The sequence below is a fragment of the Halobacteriovorax sp. GB3 genome (assembly GCF_028649655.1).
Classification (GTDB): domain Bacteria; phylum Bdellovibrionota; class Bacteriovoracia; order Bacteriovoracales; family Bacteriovoracaceae; genus BSW11-IV.
The window spans coordinates 232,412-247,643 of record NZ_JAQSLN010000002.1 but is presented as its reverse complement, the minus strand read 5'-3'; the positions used below and the strand labels follow the sequence as shown (position 1 = coordinate 247,643).

General features: G+C 37.4%; 18 protein-coding genes and 1 tRNA gene. 10 read left to right on the top strand and 9 right to left on the bottom strand.

The features are described 5' to 3' along the window. Positions 1–36: 36 nt before the first annotated feature. The 4 genes from HBN50_RS05765 to HBN50_RS05750 form a co-directional block, all read right to left on the bottom strand. Entirely contained in the window at positions 37–537 is a 501-nt protein-coding gene (locus tag HBN50_RS05765; protein WP_273868587.1) for a hypothetical protein, read from the bottom strand. A gap of 250 nt (positions 538–787) precedes the next feature. Then, entirely contained in the window at positions 788–1,159 is a 372-nt protein-coding gene (locus HBN50_RS05760) for a hypothetical protein (RefSeq protein ID WP_273868586.1), read from the bottom strand. A gap of 90 nt (positions 1,160–1,249) precedes the next feature. Then, a complete protein-coding gene (locus HBN50_RS05755; protein WP_273868680.1) occupies positions 1,250–2,032 on the bottom strand; it encodes a 2-oxo acid dehydrogenase subunit E2 in 783 nt (260 codons plus the stop codon). Between the two features lie 56 nt (positions 2,033–2,088). Further along, positions 2,089–3,087: a tryptophan--tRNA ligase gene (locus HBN50_RS05750; protein WP_273868585.1), complete on the bottom strand. Its 999-nt coding sequence runs from the start codon at positions 3,085–3,087 to the stop codon at positions 2,089–2,091. A gap of 101 nt (positions 3,088–3,188) precedes the next feature. Between HBN50_RS05750 and HBN50_RS05745 the strand changes: the two genes are divergently transcribed. Next, positions 3,189–3,992: a patatin-like phospholipase family protein gene (locus tag HBN50_RS05745; protein WP_273868584.1), complete on the top strand. Its 804-nt coding sequence runs from the start codon at positions 3,189–3,191 to the stop codon at positions 3,990–3,992. Positions 3,993–4,236: 244 nt separating this feature from the next. On the opposite strand, the gene HBN50_RS05740 is transcribed toward HBN50_RS05745, so the two are convergent. Beyond that, positions 4,237–4,313: transfer RNA gene (locus tag HBN50_RS05740), tRNA-Met, on the bottom strand. Between the two features lie 183 nt (positions 4,314–4,496). Between HBN50_RS05740 and HBN50_RS05735 the strand changes: the two genes are divergently transcribed. From HBN50_RS05735 to HBN50_RS05725, 3 genes are all read left to right on the top strand, one after another. Then, the gene (locus HBN50_RS05735; protein ID WP_273868583.1) at positions 4,497–4,811 is read left to right on the top strand and encodes a hypothetical protein; all 315 of its coding nucleotides are present in this window, start codon (positions 4,497–4,499) and stop codon (positions 4,809–4,811) included. Between the two features lie 162 nt (positions 4,812–4,973). Continuing rightward, a complete protein-coding gene (locus HBN50_RS05730) occupies positions 4,974–6,050 on the top strand; it encodes a serine hydrolase domain-containing protein (RefSeq protein ID WP_273868581.1) in 1,077 nt (358 codons plus the stop codon). Continuing rightward, a complete protein-coding gene (locus tag HBN50_RS05725) occupies positions 6,050–6,328 on the top strand; it encodes a hypothetical protein (protein WP_273868580.1) in 279 nt (92 codons plus the stop codon). The genes HBN50_RS05730 and HBN50_RS05725 overlap by 1 nt, the downstream gene beginning before the upstream one ends. Positions 6,329–6,356: 28 nt before the next feature. Here the strand turns inward: HBN50_RS05725 and HBN50_RS05720 are convergent, their stop codons facing one another. The 4 genes from HBN50_RS05720 to HBN50_RS05705 form a co-directional block, all read right to left on the bottom strand. Further along, positions 6,357–7,388, bottom strand: coding sequence for a pseudouridine synthase (locus HBN50_RS05720; RefSeq protein ID WP_273868579.1), 1,032 nt, complete (start codon positions 7,386–7,388; stop codon positions 6,357–6,359). Between the two features lie 95 nt (positions 7,389–7,483). Further along, positions 7,484–9,169 (bottom strand): SMC-Scp complex subunit ScpB, encoded by a 1,686-nt coding sequence (scpB, locus tag HBN50_RS05715; protein WP_273868578.1) that lies wholly within the window; start codon positions 9,167–9,169, stop codon positions 7,484–7,486. Positions 9,170–9,180: 11 nt separating this feature from the next. Continuing rightward, positions 9,181–10,083, bottom strand: coding sequence for a segregation and condensation protein A (locus tag HBN50_RS05710; RefSeq protein ID WP_273868577.1), 903 nt, complete (start codon positions 10,081–10,083; stop codon positions 9,181–9,183). A gap of 12 nt (positions 10,084–10,095) precedes the next feature. Beyond that, the gene (locus HBN50_RS05705; RefSeq protein WP_273868575.1) at positions 10,096–10,761 is read right to left on the bottom strand and encodes a site-2 protease family protein; all 666 of its coding nucleotides are present in this window, start codon (positions 10,759–10,761) and stop codon (positions 10,096–10,098) included. A 107-nt stretch (positions 10,762–10,868) separates the two neighbouring features. On the opposite strand from HBN50_RS05705, the gene HBN50_RS05700 reads away from it, so the two are divergent. The 6 genes from HBN50_RS05700 (at position 10,869) to HBN50_RS05675 (ending at position 15,230) form a co-directional block, all read left to right on the top strand. Then, complete coding sequence (locus HBN50_RS05700; protein WP_273868574.1) at positions 10,869–11,279, top strand: NUDIX domain-containing protein; 411 nt, start codon at positions 10,869–10,871, stop codon at positions 11,277–11,279. Next, a complete protein-coding gene (locus tag HBN50_RS05695) occupies positions 11,276–12,334 on the top strand; it encodes a hypothetical protein (protein ID WP_273868573.1) in 1,059 nt (352 codons plus the stop codon). Before HBN50_RS05700 ends, HBN50_RS05695 begins: the two co-directional genes overlap by 4 nt. Then, positions 12,331–13,314, top strand: coding sequence for a hypothetical protein (locus HBN50_RS05690; RefSeq protein ID WP_273868571.1), 984 nt, complete (start codon positions 12,331–12,333; stop codon positions 13,312–13,314). The genes HBN50_RS05695 and HBN50_RS05690 overlap by 4 nt, the downstream gene beginning before the upstream one ends. Before the next feature lie 174 nt (positions 13,315–13,488). After that, entirely contained in the window at positions 13,489–13,704 is a 216-nt protein-coding gene (locus HBN50_RS05685) for a hypothetical protein (protein ID WP_273868570.1), read from the top strand. A 23-nt stretch (positions 13,705–13,727) separates the two neighbouring features. Continuing rightward, positions 13,728–13,982, top strand: a complete 255-nt coding sequence (locus HBN50_RS05680; RefSeq protein WP_273868569.1) for a hypothetical protein — start codon at positions 13,728–13,730, stop codon at positions 13,980–13,982. Between the two features lie 147 nt (positions 13,983–14,129). Further along, on the top strand, positions 14,130–15,230 hold the full coding sequence (locus HBN50_RS05675) for a DegT/DnrJ/EryC1/StrS family aminotransferase (RefSeq protein WP_273868567.1): 1,101 nt from the start codon (positions 14,130–14,132) through the stop codon (positions 15,228–15,230). The last annotated feature ends 2 nt before the right edge of the window (positions 15,231–15,232 follow it).

Below are 15,232 nucleotides of genomic sequence, written 5' to 3'. Positions count from 1 at the left end.
TACCATTTATGCGATAAAGTTACTAGGAAGAAGAGGTTAGAATTCGGTGAATAATTCGCGAATATATTGCTCGTAATAAGAATAAAACTGAGAGCCGGCTATAAGGTATTGATTCATAATAGATGTCGCTCTTCCATCCTCATCTAAACTATTATCATGGGTTCTTCCAAGAGCACAGTGACCTAGCTCATGATAAACAATGGCCTTTCTTGAAAATTCACTTAGTGTCTTCCAATAGGCTTCTTTTATGATGATATCTCGTCCTCCTGGCCAGATTATGCAGATTCCAACATAAGAGTTTTTGTCGTCGACTTTATCTTTTAAATTAATATGAATTGCCTCTGTTGAAATAACCTGACCCGTTTCAACATAATAATCTTCTTCAAAGGCCCTCTTGTATTTATCAAATTGTGGATCGGAAGTTGTAAAAGAAGAGACATAACTTGAATCTTTGAAGTTCAAATCTGTTTCAATAATTTCACCGCATGAAGCGAATGAAAAAACGATGAATAGAAAGATAAGATTTTTCCAACTCAAAGACTGACTCCTTATTTGATATAGACAATTATAAAGAAGAAATCTTTAAAAATTAAATTTTAGAAGATCGTAATTAAGACTAATTAGAAGAGGACTACGTTAAGTCAAAATGAAGAATTTTAATTACTAATGGATTAAAGATAAGTTTGCACTTGGAGCTTTATACAAACTTTAATATATCGAACAAAAATTTTAACTTAAGAAATTGCATTGTTAAAATACGTTCATACTTCTTTTTAAAAAAGTGGCATTAACGAATAAAAAGATGTTGAACAACTTCTAGTCCATTTCTCTCATCTTCTTGATTTGGAGTTATGGGCAGCTTTCCTTTGTAGTTTAGACCAGCTGAATTGAGGATGACTTTCACTTCCTCTAGAACCTCTTGTCTACTACCACCCATAATTGTCCCATTCATAGGAAGAATATAAGAACCGTTATTACAATCTAATTTTGGAATATCTTCACTGAATTCGCTGCCTCTTTTATAAAGGGCATAGAGTGAACATAAATTCGACTCCTTGAGATCACGATTTGTGATCATCTTTTTTTCGATGGAATTTTCTTCGGCCATTGAGCTAAAGACCAATAAAGATAACATTAAAGTAATGAAAGCTTTTTTCATGATTCCTCCACTGAGTCTGAGAACTATAGCGTGATTTTTAATTTAGCTCATCGTATTGGAAAGATTACATAGGTCTAAGTAGTTGATTATTTATTTGAGTAAGAATTTTTCAGGTTCTTCAAAGCATTTTTTAAGTTCTTTTGCCATCTGGGAAGCGTGGACACCATCGATAAAGCGATGATCGAAAGTCACTCCAATTGGCAAAACTTCTCTAGCGACAACTTGTCCATCGACAACGACTGCTTTTTCTTGAATGCTTCCAAGAAGGAGAATCAAAGGAACTCTTGTATAAGGACAAAGTGGAGCAAAGCCAATATCGATTCCCATACTTCCTACGTTTGTAATCATTGCTGATCCGAAAGGATCTTTTGGAATTCCTAAAAAAGAAAGATCGAGATTAAGGCCATAGACAAGCCAAGAGGCAATATTGAGATAGTACTTTGAAAACCACCAAGGAATGTATTTAAAGGCATTCAAATTTTTTGAATACTCTTTATCTTTTCCCTCTCTGACTAGAGATGCTTTTTCACTTAATTCCCTAGCTATTTGAAAGACTTCTTTTTGTTCAGCTTTTTCAATAGTCGCTCCCGAAAGATTAGCTTGATCAATTTCATGACCTTTTTTTCCAGGGATGCTGACTTGATAAAAAAGACTAACATGATCTCTTAAATAGAGTTTTGATCCGCGAATAAGTCCATTGATCTCCGGTCTATTTTTCATGCAAAGACTCAAGGCCTTTCCAACAAGGTGGCTTGGAGAAACTTTAATTTGGTGCTTTTTTTCATACTCTGGAAGAAGCTCCAAAGTTTTTTTCATATCGATTTCTAGTAGGCCATATACGCTGGGGTCCTTGGCATTTGCCCAAGTCCCCATTGCTATTTTACGAAAGGTAGGAGCTTCTTTATATTCGCGAAGCTTTATTTTCCCCACTAACCAACTCCGATTAACTCTTTTATCTCACGAAGATATTCTTGAATCTGAGGACGAACTTTTTCAGCCCCCATTTGAAGGGCCTTATCAATCTGTGCTTTATCGGCCATCAATTCATTGTAGCGCTCTCTTGCTGGTGCAATCTCAGCATTCATCGCTTCAAAGAGTTGTTGCTTAGCTTCTCCCCAACCGATTCCACGACGATACCAATCAGCTAACTCTTGCTGCTGCTGTTCAGTCGTAAAGTATTTGTAGAGATCAAAGATGAGTGAATCATCAGGGTTCTTTGGCGTCTCTGGTGGTTGAGAATCTGTTTGAATTTTCATAACCATCTTTCTCAATTTCTTCTCAGGAAGAAAAAGAGGAATGTGATTGTTATAACTCTTACTCATTTTTCTACCATCAAGCCCTGGAAGAAGAACTCCTTTTTGAGCAATTCCTTCAGGAAGTTTGAAAGCTTCTTTTTTGTAAGTGTGGTTGAAAACATTGGCCATATCACGGGCCATCTCAATATGCTGAAGCTGATCTTCACCAACCGGTACATAATCAGACTTATGAATAAGAATGTCACAGGCCATGAGAATTGGGTAAGTATAAATCCCCATATTGATTCCCTGGTCTTGATCGCGACCAGCTTCTTCATTTCTTTGAACGAGAGCTTTGTAAGCATGCGCTCTATTCATTAAACCTTTTGAAGTAAAGCAGGCCATAATCCAGTTAAATTCCATAACTTCAGGAACCTGACTTTGAAGGTAGATCGTCGTCTTTTCAGGATCTAAACCACAAGCAAGCCAAGAAGCAGCAACTTCATAAGAATTCTCTCTAAGAGTTTTCCCATCGTGCATTGTTGTTAACGAGTGGTAATCAGCGATAAAATAAATCCCTTCAGTCGAAGAGTTTTCCAACATTTTAAGCGCCGGCCTAATTGCACCAATGTAGTTACCAAAATGTGGTATCCCCGTTGGTTTAATTCCAGTTAAACTAATCTTCTTTGTCATTTTCTTCCTTCCATCCGAAATTGGCTCCTTGCAGAATAACAAGGCCCCCTAGACTTTGTCACCGGCTAGAGGCAAAATATGGTCAGTTTTTAGGGGTATATATGGCATCTTTTATCGATCGCGTCTTCAAAAGAAAAATTGGTTTAGCACTAGGTGGTGGAGGAGCTCGTGGGGCAGCTCACCTGGGTGTTCTCAATCTATTAAACGATAAGAAAATTGGAATAGAAAGCATTTCAGGGACAAGTGCAGGAGCTATTGTTGCGGCCTTTTACGCTTTTGGAATAAGTCTCGATGATATGGCAAAGGACCTTAAAACATATAAGCCAGTAGATATAAGCTCTCTTCATATCAATTCACTTGGTATTTTCAAAAATAAACCTCTTTCAAAATTGGTCGATCGCTATCTGCCAGAGGGAGCGAAAATCGAAGATGCAAGAATTCCACTGGCAATTCACACCACTGATATCTCCACTGGAGAAGGCGTCACACTCTACAAAGGTGACTTGAAGGATGCCCTTCTCGCTTCAAGTTGTGTTCCGGGAATCTATATACCTAAGCCAATTAACGATCGCATTCTCGTAGATGGTGGTCTCACTGAAAACGTTCCTCTATCAGCTCTTAATAAACTAGGCGCTGGCTTTAAAATTGCCGTCAATTTAAACGGAAGCTACAGCTATCAAAAACCTGATAGCATCATCGACATGGCCACAAACTCGCTGGATATTGCCATCGATCTAAGTACTCGAGAACAAATAGAAAAAGAAGCCGATCTTGCGATCAATTTGTCTCTCGTTCAATTTTCTAGAACGAGTGCGATTCACTTTGATGAGCTTGTTCGTGCCGGTTACGAACAGGGCGAGCGCGCGCTGAAGATGGCGAATGAAAAGTCGTTCATCGACCTCTAAAAAGTAAAAAGAAAAAGTGTCCTGGATACTTTTGTTGCGTCGATGCATCAAATGCCGTCGTGGCTTTCAGGGTTCGAGATAATTTATTTTTCTTTTGGTTTTAAGCAAGTTCGACTGGATTCTGCGGCTCCCTTCGTGGTCGCCTTGAAGTTGTTCAGCATCAAATGCCGTCGTGGCATTTGCTGCTTCCAAAAAAAAAAGCCTCACGTTAGTGAGGCTTATATATAAAATTGAATTGTGATTTTGGTTGCGGGAGCTGGATTCGAACCAACGACCTTCGGGTTATGAGCCCGACGAGCTACCAAACTGCTCCATCCCGCGTTAAATTATTGAAACTTGGTTTGTTTCGATCTGTAGAGGGATAATAGTCCTTACTTAAGCTTTTGTAAAGAACTTTCTTAGTCGGGTAAAAAAAGTAATTCGCTCCAGCACAAATCACTAATATTGCGCGGAAATATGGCGATAGGAATAGGGATAGGAGCCCAAATCAACTGTGAGGTAGTTATGGCCTTTGGTATGAAAAATAAAAAAGTACTTATCGAGCTCGATGCTAGTGAGCTCACAAATCAACAAGTAAGATTGATTAAATCAATCAATGCAATGCTTGCCCACGTCGTTACGACGGATGAAGAAGAAGAGTTCTTCGAAGGATCTGCAGAGTTTATGAGAATGTGTGCATCTCTCATTAAGCAGTCCAACTTCTCTACTGAGTTAAAAGGGAAAAACGATATTCCATATGCTGAACAAGCACTCGAGTATTCTATGGATACACTTATGGAACACATGTCGAATTCAAAAATTGTTCACTACGACAACTAAGTTCATTGGCCGAAGGTTCTGCCTTCGGCATTAAACCTAATTCTCCCCAATGCTTTCTTAGCTATTCATTTCAACTTATATAGAAGATCATAAAGATCAAATATTTCCTTCCGCCATTCGTCTTATAAAAAAGATTCGTTATAATAGATGAAAAGGGGATTTATGAAACTTTTGATCGCTATAACTTTTCTCTTTCTCAGCAATTCCTATGCAGCGAAATTCCCTGCATCTAAGTGGACATTAACTGATACTCTTTCGCCTGAAAAAAAGGACGCCCTTACTCATTTACTATTTGATAAAGACAAACCCTATTTCACTAAGAGCTTTCTCATCGTAAAAGATGGAAAGATAATTTTTGAAAAAGACAATCAAGGCTTTAGTTCTCTACAGGCTCAAAAGATGTGGTCAGTGTCAAAGACCGTTTCCTCTATATTAATTGGTATTGCTCAAAAGCAAGGACTTATAAATAAGGATGACCAGATTAATAAATTCTATCAATCGCTTGGAAAAGATTTAACAATCACACACCTCCTACAGATGAGTTCGGGTCTAGACTGGAAAGAAACATACGAGACAAACCCACTTGATAGTGACGTTTTGAAAATGCTTTATATTTCAAATTATAAAAATATGGCGTCATTCGTTGCTACGAAAGAGCAAAAATACAAACCAGGTACTCACTTTAATTATTCTAGTGGTGAAACAAATTTATTAATGAGCATCTTACAAAAGAAAGTTTCTAGAAAAGACTATGAAGACTTTCCCTGGAAGCATTTATTTAACAAGCTTCAAATTAGCTCAGCAACTTGGGAGCGAGATCACTCAGGAAATTTCATTGGCTCCTCTTACCTATATCTCTCCCCTCGAGACCTCGCTAGAATTGGTTTTCTTTATCTGCAAAATGGTAAATGGAAAGACGAAGAAATCGTTTCAAAAGATTGGGTTAACTTCTCTAAAAACCTTGCTCCTGCCGTTTTAACAACAGAATTGAAAGGAAAGAAGAAATGGGACTCATACGGTGCCCACTGGTGGTTAAACACCAAACTTCCAAATGCAGGTAAGAAACATAAAAATGCGCCAGAAGATATCTTTATGGCACTTGGCCACCATGGACAAGCAATGATGGTTGTTCCTTCAGAAAATATGATCATTGTAAGAACAGCAGATGATCGAGAAGATAAGTTTGATAGAAACAAAATTTTCAAGATTCTGTTTAAAGATAAGTACGTGGGGAAATAATGAAAAGAGTCCTTCTGTTAACGTCTATTTTATTTCTCTCAGCTTCATGTGGAATGAGAAAAGGAATTAGCTCTAGTTTTGCTAAAGAGTTTTGCTCATGTGTTTACGTCGAGAAAAAAGAAAAGAGTTTTTGCCAATCTTATGCTTCTTATATCCTACCTGTTACTAGCTACTCTATTGAAGAAAAACTTCAAAAAAAGACGATTAAAGCGAGTTTTCTTTTTTCTGAGTCTGTAGCAACATTCACAAGTAAGAAGTTTGGCTGCCAATTAAACTAAAAAAAAAGGCCCACATTGTGGGCCCTTATTACTTAACAAATTGTGCGTGAACACCTTTTGAACTTTCTTCTTTTTTCTTTTGTCTAAACCGCTTCTTTTGAACTCTCTTCTTGTGAGCTTCTTCTTTAGCAGCATAGAACTCTTCAACTTCTTTCTTATGTGCAAGTTTTTTACTCTCTTCAATCTTTTTAATCGATTCGAAGTAAGTATCTTTTCTAAATTTTGTGAAGGCCTTATCATCGGCGCTTGTACAATCTTGTGCACCTTTCTTCTTCAGGTTTACAGACTTCTTAGAAGAAACATATTCAACAGCGTCTTTTGATTTAGATCCATCAGGATTTAAACCTACCGCCTTTAAAAGTTGAGTCTTCGTAATATAACGAACACCACCTGGAGTGATACCTTCTACAACAAGGCCTCCAATAGCAACCCTTTTTAGCTTATCAACTGTTAGACCACAAAATTCACAAATCTTACGAATTTCACGGTTTTTCCCTTCTCCAAGACGGAACTCTAACCAAGTCTTAGTAGGAAGTTGCTTGATGATTCGAACTGCTTTTGGTTTTACAAAACCATCTTCTAATTGAGCACCTGATCTAAGCTTTTTTAGAAGAGCTTCACCAACGGCACCAAAAACTTTTACTTCATAAACTTTAGTAATGTCATAGCGTGGGTGCATGATCATATTGGCCATTTCACCATCGTTAGTCATGATAAGTAGACCTTCGGAAAGGTAGTCTAGACGACCAACAGGATAAATTCTCTCACTTACCTCTCGAACGAGATCGACAACCGTCCTACGTCCTTCCGGATCTGAAACTGTTGTCACATAACCTCTTGGCTTATTCATAACAACATAAACTTTTTTAACAGAATTTAAATCGGCAACCTGTCCATCAACCATAACGACATCAATGTCTGGATTCACTTTTGTCCCAAGCTGGGCAACAGTCATACCGTTTAATTGAACACGTCCTTGAACGATTAGCTCTTCGGCCTTACGTCTAGATGTAATTCCACAGTCTGCGATAAATTTTTGTAATCTGATTTCTTTACTCATTGGATCCCCTAATCTGGCCTCACGGCGGTTCAGAAGTTAATATTGATTTATTGTGCGGGGCTACAGTAATCCATAGCCCCACTTCGGTCAATCGATTAATCGAAATCTATTGAATCTTCGGAAGATTTTTCACCATTTTTAAGAAATGAAAGGTCTAAATCCAAGTCATTTCCTTTAGATACGATATCTGAAGAAAGATCATCAAGATCAGCTCCTAACTCATCAGCTTCGCGATGACCGTCTTCAAGGTCTGATTCATCATCGAGATTATGACCAGTTAACTTTGCAAAGGCATTATCAAGGGCAGCTGCAAGACTCTTAATCTCATCTTTGTCCTCTTTAAAGAGGTTTTCAGCCTCTAGCTCCATTGCGCTATCTTCTTTTGAAACTTCAGCCTTTTCTTCAACTTCAGCAACCTCAGAAGGCTCATCTCCAATATAAGAGTCGAGTTCATCTGATTGCTCAGCTCCAAGAGCTGCAAGCATCGCAAGGTCAGTGATATCATCACCTGGAATTTCTTCTTTCTCTTCTTCTTTCGAAACAGATTCATCATCGTCAGACATTTCAAGTTCCACTTCAACATCAAACTCAATGTCATCCATTGGAATTGGCTCACCTGTATCGAGATCGATCATTTGGAAGTCTTCATCGTCGAAAACTTCCGGCTCGTTAAAAGGGCCAGCAGTTAAATCAGAGATAACTTTTGGATCAATCACAGCAGTGAATAATTCTGAAACAACTGCTTGTTCATTAAAGCGTGCTGCTTGTGAACTATTAACAAATTCTTCCAGAAGATCGAAGGCAGATTTAACCTCTGCTCCCGCTTCAGTCTTTCTCTTCTTCTCTTCTACTTTTAAAGATCTTGTGAAATCAGTTTCAGGACTAATCGATTTAATACTGTCAGCAAGTTCATCTAACTCTTCAATCTCATCGAAAGTAAATCTCGACTTGTCTCCATCATGAACGATAGTCTTGATATCAGAAATGCTACCAACACCAGCAGTCGCCATCTCTTCAAGTTCATGCTCAGGTGGAAGTTGATCTAAGTTTGCTAGATTGAAAACCTCTAAGAACTCCGGCGTTGTTCCGTAAAGAACAGGCTTTCCAACTTCATCAGAGCGTCCACAAACTTTAACAAGTCTCTTATCAATAAGTCCTCTTACAATGTGAGAACTATCAACTCCTCTAATCTTTTCAACTTCTACTTTAGAAACAGGCTGTTTATATGAAATAATAGCAAGGACTTCTAGAGCTGTTGGAGAAAGGACAAGTTCATTAACCTTGAAAAGGTCTTGAACGTATTTAGAGTAAGTAGCTTTTGTTCTAAATTGATAACCTTCTGCAACCTCAGCAAGTCTTAGTCCGTGATGAGAACTTTCATATTCATCTTGTAGACGAGTAAGTGACTCGTGAATAACTCTAAGAGGGATATCTTCATCAATTAAGTTTTTAATTTTAGCAAGAGCGACTGGCTTATCACTCATAAAAATAACAGTTTCAATTGCACCACAAAGAGTATCGTAATTTAAACCTGTACGTGCTTGCCAAATTTTATCTTCTTGCTTTTTATCGTCGAGATAATTTAATTCGAGATTAAATTGCTCATCGTTATTTGACTCTCCTGAATAGTCAGAGAAGTCATCTTCAACTTTGGCCATTAGAGCTTCAACATCTGGAAATTCAAGATCACTTTCAACAGGAAAGCTTACTTCTTCATTTTCTTGATCCTGCTCTATTTCTAGTTCGAGATTCTCATTTTCTGTAGAATTGATTTCGTCCATTTGTTCGTCCACTATTGAAGAGTTGTTGGTTTTTCTTCACTTGTAGGAACTTCTAGTTCCATATCAAGAGTACTGTTAATTGTTTCTGTTAATTCTTGGTCGAGGGCCTTGGCTTCTGCCTCACCTTCTTCGTCAAATCCATCTGCTTGAGTCACATCAAAGTCTTCTAATGATTTAACAACATCAACATAGATGTTACTGAAACTCTCGTTTTGAAAAATTTTAATTCTCTTTAAACGAGCGAGTTCAAGAAGGGAGATAAAGGTAATAACAATGTTATCAATGTTTTTCCCTTTTCCATCTGTATCCAGAAGAGTCTCAAGGTCAGTCTTTTGCCCGACGCTGAGGTTTTCCTTCATAAATTGTAGTTTTTCTTTAATAGAGAGTCTGTCTCTTCTTAAAACCGTATATTTTCTGTTTTGGCGAAAAATAAAGTCAACCATCGACATTGTTAACTTCTCAAGATCCATTGGAACAAGAATTGAGTTCACAATCTCTTTTCGATTAATCTTAGGTTTTACAAAGATCTCACGTCCCTTTTGAGGTAACTCGAGTAACTTCTGTCCCATCTTTTGAAAGTGTTGAAGCTCTTCAAGTCTTCTAATAAGTTCTGCTTGAGTAGTAATATTTAAACTATCTGTTCCAGTTAACTCATCTTTTAATTTTTGAGTCTCTTCTTCTGTTACACAGTTCTTAGATTTTAAAAGAACAAGAGTTGCTGCGAGGTAGAGGTAATCTCCAGCCAAATCGAAGTTAAGTTCTCTCATTTGGTCGAGGTAATCGAGGTATTGCTTTGTAATCTTTGTTAGGTCTAATTCTCTAACATTCATTTCTTCTTTTTGAATAAGAAGTAATAGAAGGGAGAGAGGCCCATCAAAATTTTCTGTTCTTACCTGAATACTCGTATCTAACATTGTAAGTTCCTCTTATCCCTGACTGAACAAATACATGAAAAAGAATTGCAGTTTATTAATCAAAATCTGCCCTGGAGCAAAAATATAGTGAAATCCACCAGTGAGCATTAGTCCAATAATAATGAAGAACGAATACTGACCGAGGGCCTCAAATTTTCGAGCGCTATTGTAATCGAGAAACGCTTGAACCATCTTCGATCCATCTAAAGGAGGAAGTGGAATGAGGTTAAAAACGCCAAGGGCCATATTAATCATCGCCGAAAATGAAAGCATCTGAACAAAAGGTTCAAATAAGTAGAATTGTGGATCGACGAAAACAATAATCGCAGCAAAAAGAATGGCCGAGATAAGGGCCAAGATAAAATTTGTCAGTGGGCCAGCAAAGCTTACCCAAAACATACCTGATCTAAAATTTTTAAATCGAACAGGATTAACTGGAACAGGCTTGGCCCATCCAAAAAGAAACCCAGTTGAAGCAAAAATGACGAGTGGAATAACAAGTGATCCCATTGTATCGAAGTGAGCTGCAGGGTTTAGCGTTAGGCGACCTTCATTGCGAGCAGTATCATCACCGTGCTTAAGGGCCATCACTCCGTGAGCAACTTCATGGCAAACGACGGCCAGAAGAAATCCAGGGAGGGCAATAGCAATTTTTTGAAACATTAAAGTAAAATCCATAGGGAGTTTTCATATCATTTTAGACTAAATGTGTCCAAGAAAAACGCATTGCACAATAAAAAGGTGCCTGCAAAGTAAAGATCGAAATTCCTTGATATAATAGGAAAATGAACAAGAAAAAAGTACAAGTTATTATTTTTGCTAAAAAAGAAACGGAGATCGTCCTTCTTCTTTTGCAAACTAGGCCAGATAGAAACGAACACTGGCAAAATATAACAGGGGGCGTAGACGAAGGAGAGACCTTTGAGCGCGCCGCACAAAGAGAATTACAAGAAGAAACTGGCATAGTAAGTGAACTTAGAGAGCTCGATCTTGAATTTAATTTTCACGATCGCTGGGGAAAAGATGTGCTAGAAAAAGTCTATTTCCAACTTCTCGACCAAGTCCCACAGAATATCACTCTTTGCGAAAAAGAACATCAAGCCTATAAGTGGCTACCCATTTCAGATGTCACAAAAAATCATTTTGGCTACCCTAGCAACTTTGAAGCATTTTCAAAGGCAAAGGAGCTTATTTGAAAAAACTGGCCCTTCTCTTTCTTTTATCTATTCCCGCTCAGGCGCAAGTCGTCTTTCCTGATGGGGATCTCTATCTTGGTATTGAGAATGCAAATAAAGAAGATGAAGCCTTTCCACCAGCAAAACTTAATAAGCGAGGAAAAGAAGAGATTGATGAGCTTAAAAAGTTTAATCAAATTAGCTCTCATATTAAACGTAACAATAGGAAAAGATTTAAGTACGAGAAAGGTAACGATCTTTTAAAACCTTTTCAGGCAGTTCTCATAAAACATGCGACTGTTTATAATTTGCTCAAAGAAAAAAGCTATAAAGTACCTAATGCCATTTATGTAAAAGCGGAGTTAACACATATTGGAAGTCAGTATTCTTATATTTTTAATAAAAATGATGACGTTATTTTTGTAACAAAAAGTTCTAATCTCTCTTCGATCGAGGAAATTACAAATCTTTCTTTACCTCATAATCCAAAGAAGAACTACCTGTTAAAAGAAGATGAGGCATCTCTCGATTACTACTATACGATTGATCAAACGATTCTCTTTGAACAGGAAACAAGAGAAGTAAGTTATCTATATAAAAATACCACAGGACTAGAATCAGACAATTTAACAGCACTTGGCTTTCGCTACAAAGTCTATTTTCAAACAGGAATTCCTCTTGATGTTGGACTTTTTGCAAATGCTCAGGAAGTAAAATTTCAAGAATCTCTTTCGAGATGGACAAGTATTTTTCTTGGCGCAACGATTCGCTACAGTTATCAACTAAATGATTCAGTTACTTTTCGCCCATTTATTGATGCCGGTAAAAGTATCTATGATCAATTAAATATTGAGGGAGAAGAAGCTCCTTACTCATTTAGCACTAATTACTGGAGTCTAGGAATCCACCTCGATTACAAGACGGCACTTGGAAATTTCTTAATCGGGATTTCGCGAAAAAATTACTTATCGAGTCTTAAAAATTATTCACAGAGAGATTTAAACTTTTCTTCTGAAAAGAAAAGTTCATCATCACTTGGCTTTTCTATTGGGTATAAATTTGAGGTAGAACTATGAAGAGAATTCTTTTAACTCTTATTAGCTTTATTTCAATTGCCAGCTTTGCTCAAAGAAATGGAATGGTGATGGTACTCGAAGCCCCTTTACTTAAAAGCCCATCGACAAATTCGCCTGTTCTTCAAGTAAAAAGAAGAGGAAAGATTATTTATGTAAACCCCTCTTCAATTCGAGATGAAGAAACAAAGTTTTATAAAACTCTCACTAGAGATGGGCAAGACGCTTATATTGAAAAAAGATTCGTTAAGATTTTTTTCCATACAGTCAAAGAACTTGAGCAGCCCCTTCTTTCCATGAAAAAAGATCCTACAGACTACAGACTCTCCGAGCCTCTTCTTGAAGGCTATCCAATCTCATCTAATAAGACCTTGCTCTCTTCATTTGCACTACACTATGGGACAACGGAGAAGACAAATTATCAATACCCAAAGCTCGTTGAAAAAGAATCTTTTAGTTCTGCTATTGGGGCTAGTTTTAATTTTCTTAAAAGAGCAAATTACGACAAAACGAATCGCTTTTATTACGGAATACAAACGTCTTTTTTAAATCAGAAATCAGAGTTCATCCTTCCCGGCAATCAATATAGTAGTGAGTCTCAAGCAAACATAGGAGTAGGTCCAATGGTCTCTTATTCCTTCTATCGCAATGAGACCTATGACTTGAGATTACAAGGTGGTTTTCAGTATAATTGGATTAGAAGACTTGTCTCTCAAGAAACAGTTGAAGCAGCAGAAGAGAGACTCTTCAGTGGTTATAACATTAGTTCTAATATAGAACTTCTCATTCAACGCAAAGGTGTTTTTAAATCTGATCGTTTGAGATTTTCAGGTGGAATAAGGGCCAATGCAAATTTACCCTACACTCTTTCAAGTGTGACTCCTATTGAAATATCTGAACTATGGAACGAACAACAGGATACGATCTCACAGTCACTAACTGTTACAGCGACAATATTTTTTGGAATTACTGGAAGCTATTAACAGACCGTTTTAGTCTTCTTTCTTTTTTCTCACTTATGTCTATTTTTTCAACAACTTATATATTCAAAAATGTCTAAAGTTTAAACATTCTCTCCCGATAAGTTTGGTAACAAGATAAAAAGGTCAAAAGGAGTTTGGTCTTTCAATCCAATGATACAATCCAGGAGGGATGTAATGCACACTGAAACAATCCACAACACAGAAGTTCTTTTTCAAAAACTTGGAAACAGCTGGTACATCTTTGCAGAAGTTGAAGGTGAAATGGTTTACTCAACACTACCAGAAGGGATGGACCCTAGAACGACAAAGCTAGAAGTATACAATGTCATTGAAGATCACATTAAAAGAGTTTCGAACTTTTATAAGAGATCTCCAGAAGCCGCGGCATAATAAATATTACGAAGTGAGGCACCATGGGTGTTAAAAAACTAAAAGACCTATTCTCTACTAAAAAACCGCATAGACCTGTCGCTAGACACCTCAAAAGCGTCGACAAAAAAGTTGAAGTCAAAGGTCAAGATAGCGCTGAGATTCTCAGAGAGAATCAAAGGGCCAAGGCTGAAATTCAACAGCTCAAAGATTCTATTCAAAAGAAACTTCGAGATCCTAAGATGGCGCAGAAAGCCGCAGCTATTCTTTCCGATTACGTAAATAATAAAAAGAAGTAGGTCTATTCAAGACCTACTTCTTCTAAATAATTTATAGCCTAGTAAATTTTCTCCTATCGCCGTTGTTTCCAGCTAGCGAATCAAAAATCCAAGTGATAAGATAAGCCCGTCTATCTATATAAGACTTATTTTATCTAAGGATTTTTTATGACGGTACCTTTTTACAATTTTCATGACCTTCATGATGAAGAACTAAGAAATCAAGTTAAAGAAATGATTGGAGAGATCATTGATAACAACGCCTTCGTTGAAGGAAAATATAACGCAGAATTTGAAGAGAAGTTTGCGAAGATGCAAGGAGCAAAGCACTGTCTTCTTCTTGCGAATGGAACTGATGCTCTTGAAATTTCACTTCTCGCTTATGGTATTAAACCAGGTGATAAGGTTGGTGTTCCAGGCATTACTTTTCACGCTTCAGCTGAAGCCGTACTCAATGTTAATGCTGAAGTTGTTCACATTGATGTCGATCCTAAAACAGGTCTGATCTGTCCAGAGTCGACAGAAAGAATGATCAAAGAACACGACCTTAAAGCAATCATTCCCGTTCATATCTATGGACTAAACGCTCCTATTGCTGAGCTTGAAGAAGTTTGCGCTAAATACGATGTCAAAATTATTGAAGACTCTGCCCAAGCGCAAGGGACTTTCTATAAGAATGGTAAGCCAGTTGGTTCATCAAATAATCTTGTCACTTTTTCTTTCTACCCTACTAAAAACTTAGGTGCATTTGGAGATGCTGGAGCAATTCTAACAAACGACGATGAGCTCGCTAAGAAGATTGTTGTTATCAGAAACCATGGACGTGGGGATGATAATGCATATGGAAGAAACTCTCGTTGTGACCATATGCAAGCAGCTGTCTTAGTTGCAAAACTTCCAAAAATTGAAAACTATAATCTTCAAAGAAAAGAAGTTGCGAAGAAATACCATGAGGCTCTCAAAGATCTCTCAGTTCAACTTCTTCCTGAAGAGTATATTCAATCTTCTTCATGGCACCTCTATCCTCTACAACTTGAAAGCGTTGCTTTAAGAGAAAAAGTTCAAGCACACTTTAAAGAAGTAGGTATTGGTTGTACTCCATTTTATGAGTCAGCTCTTGTTGATCAAAAGCCTATCGACAAATGCCCAGGTGAGTACGAAGTAGCAAGAAACTTTGCAGGGAAAACAATTTGTCTACCGATGCATCCTTTCATTACAGATGAAGATGTTAATTTCATTAAAGAAGAATTTAAAAAAGTTCTTGGATAATA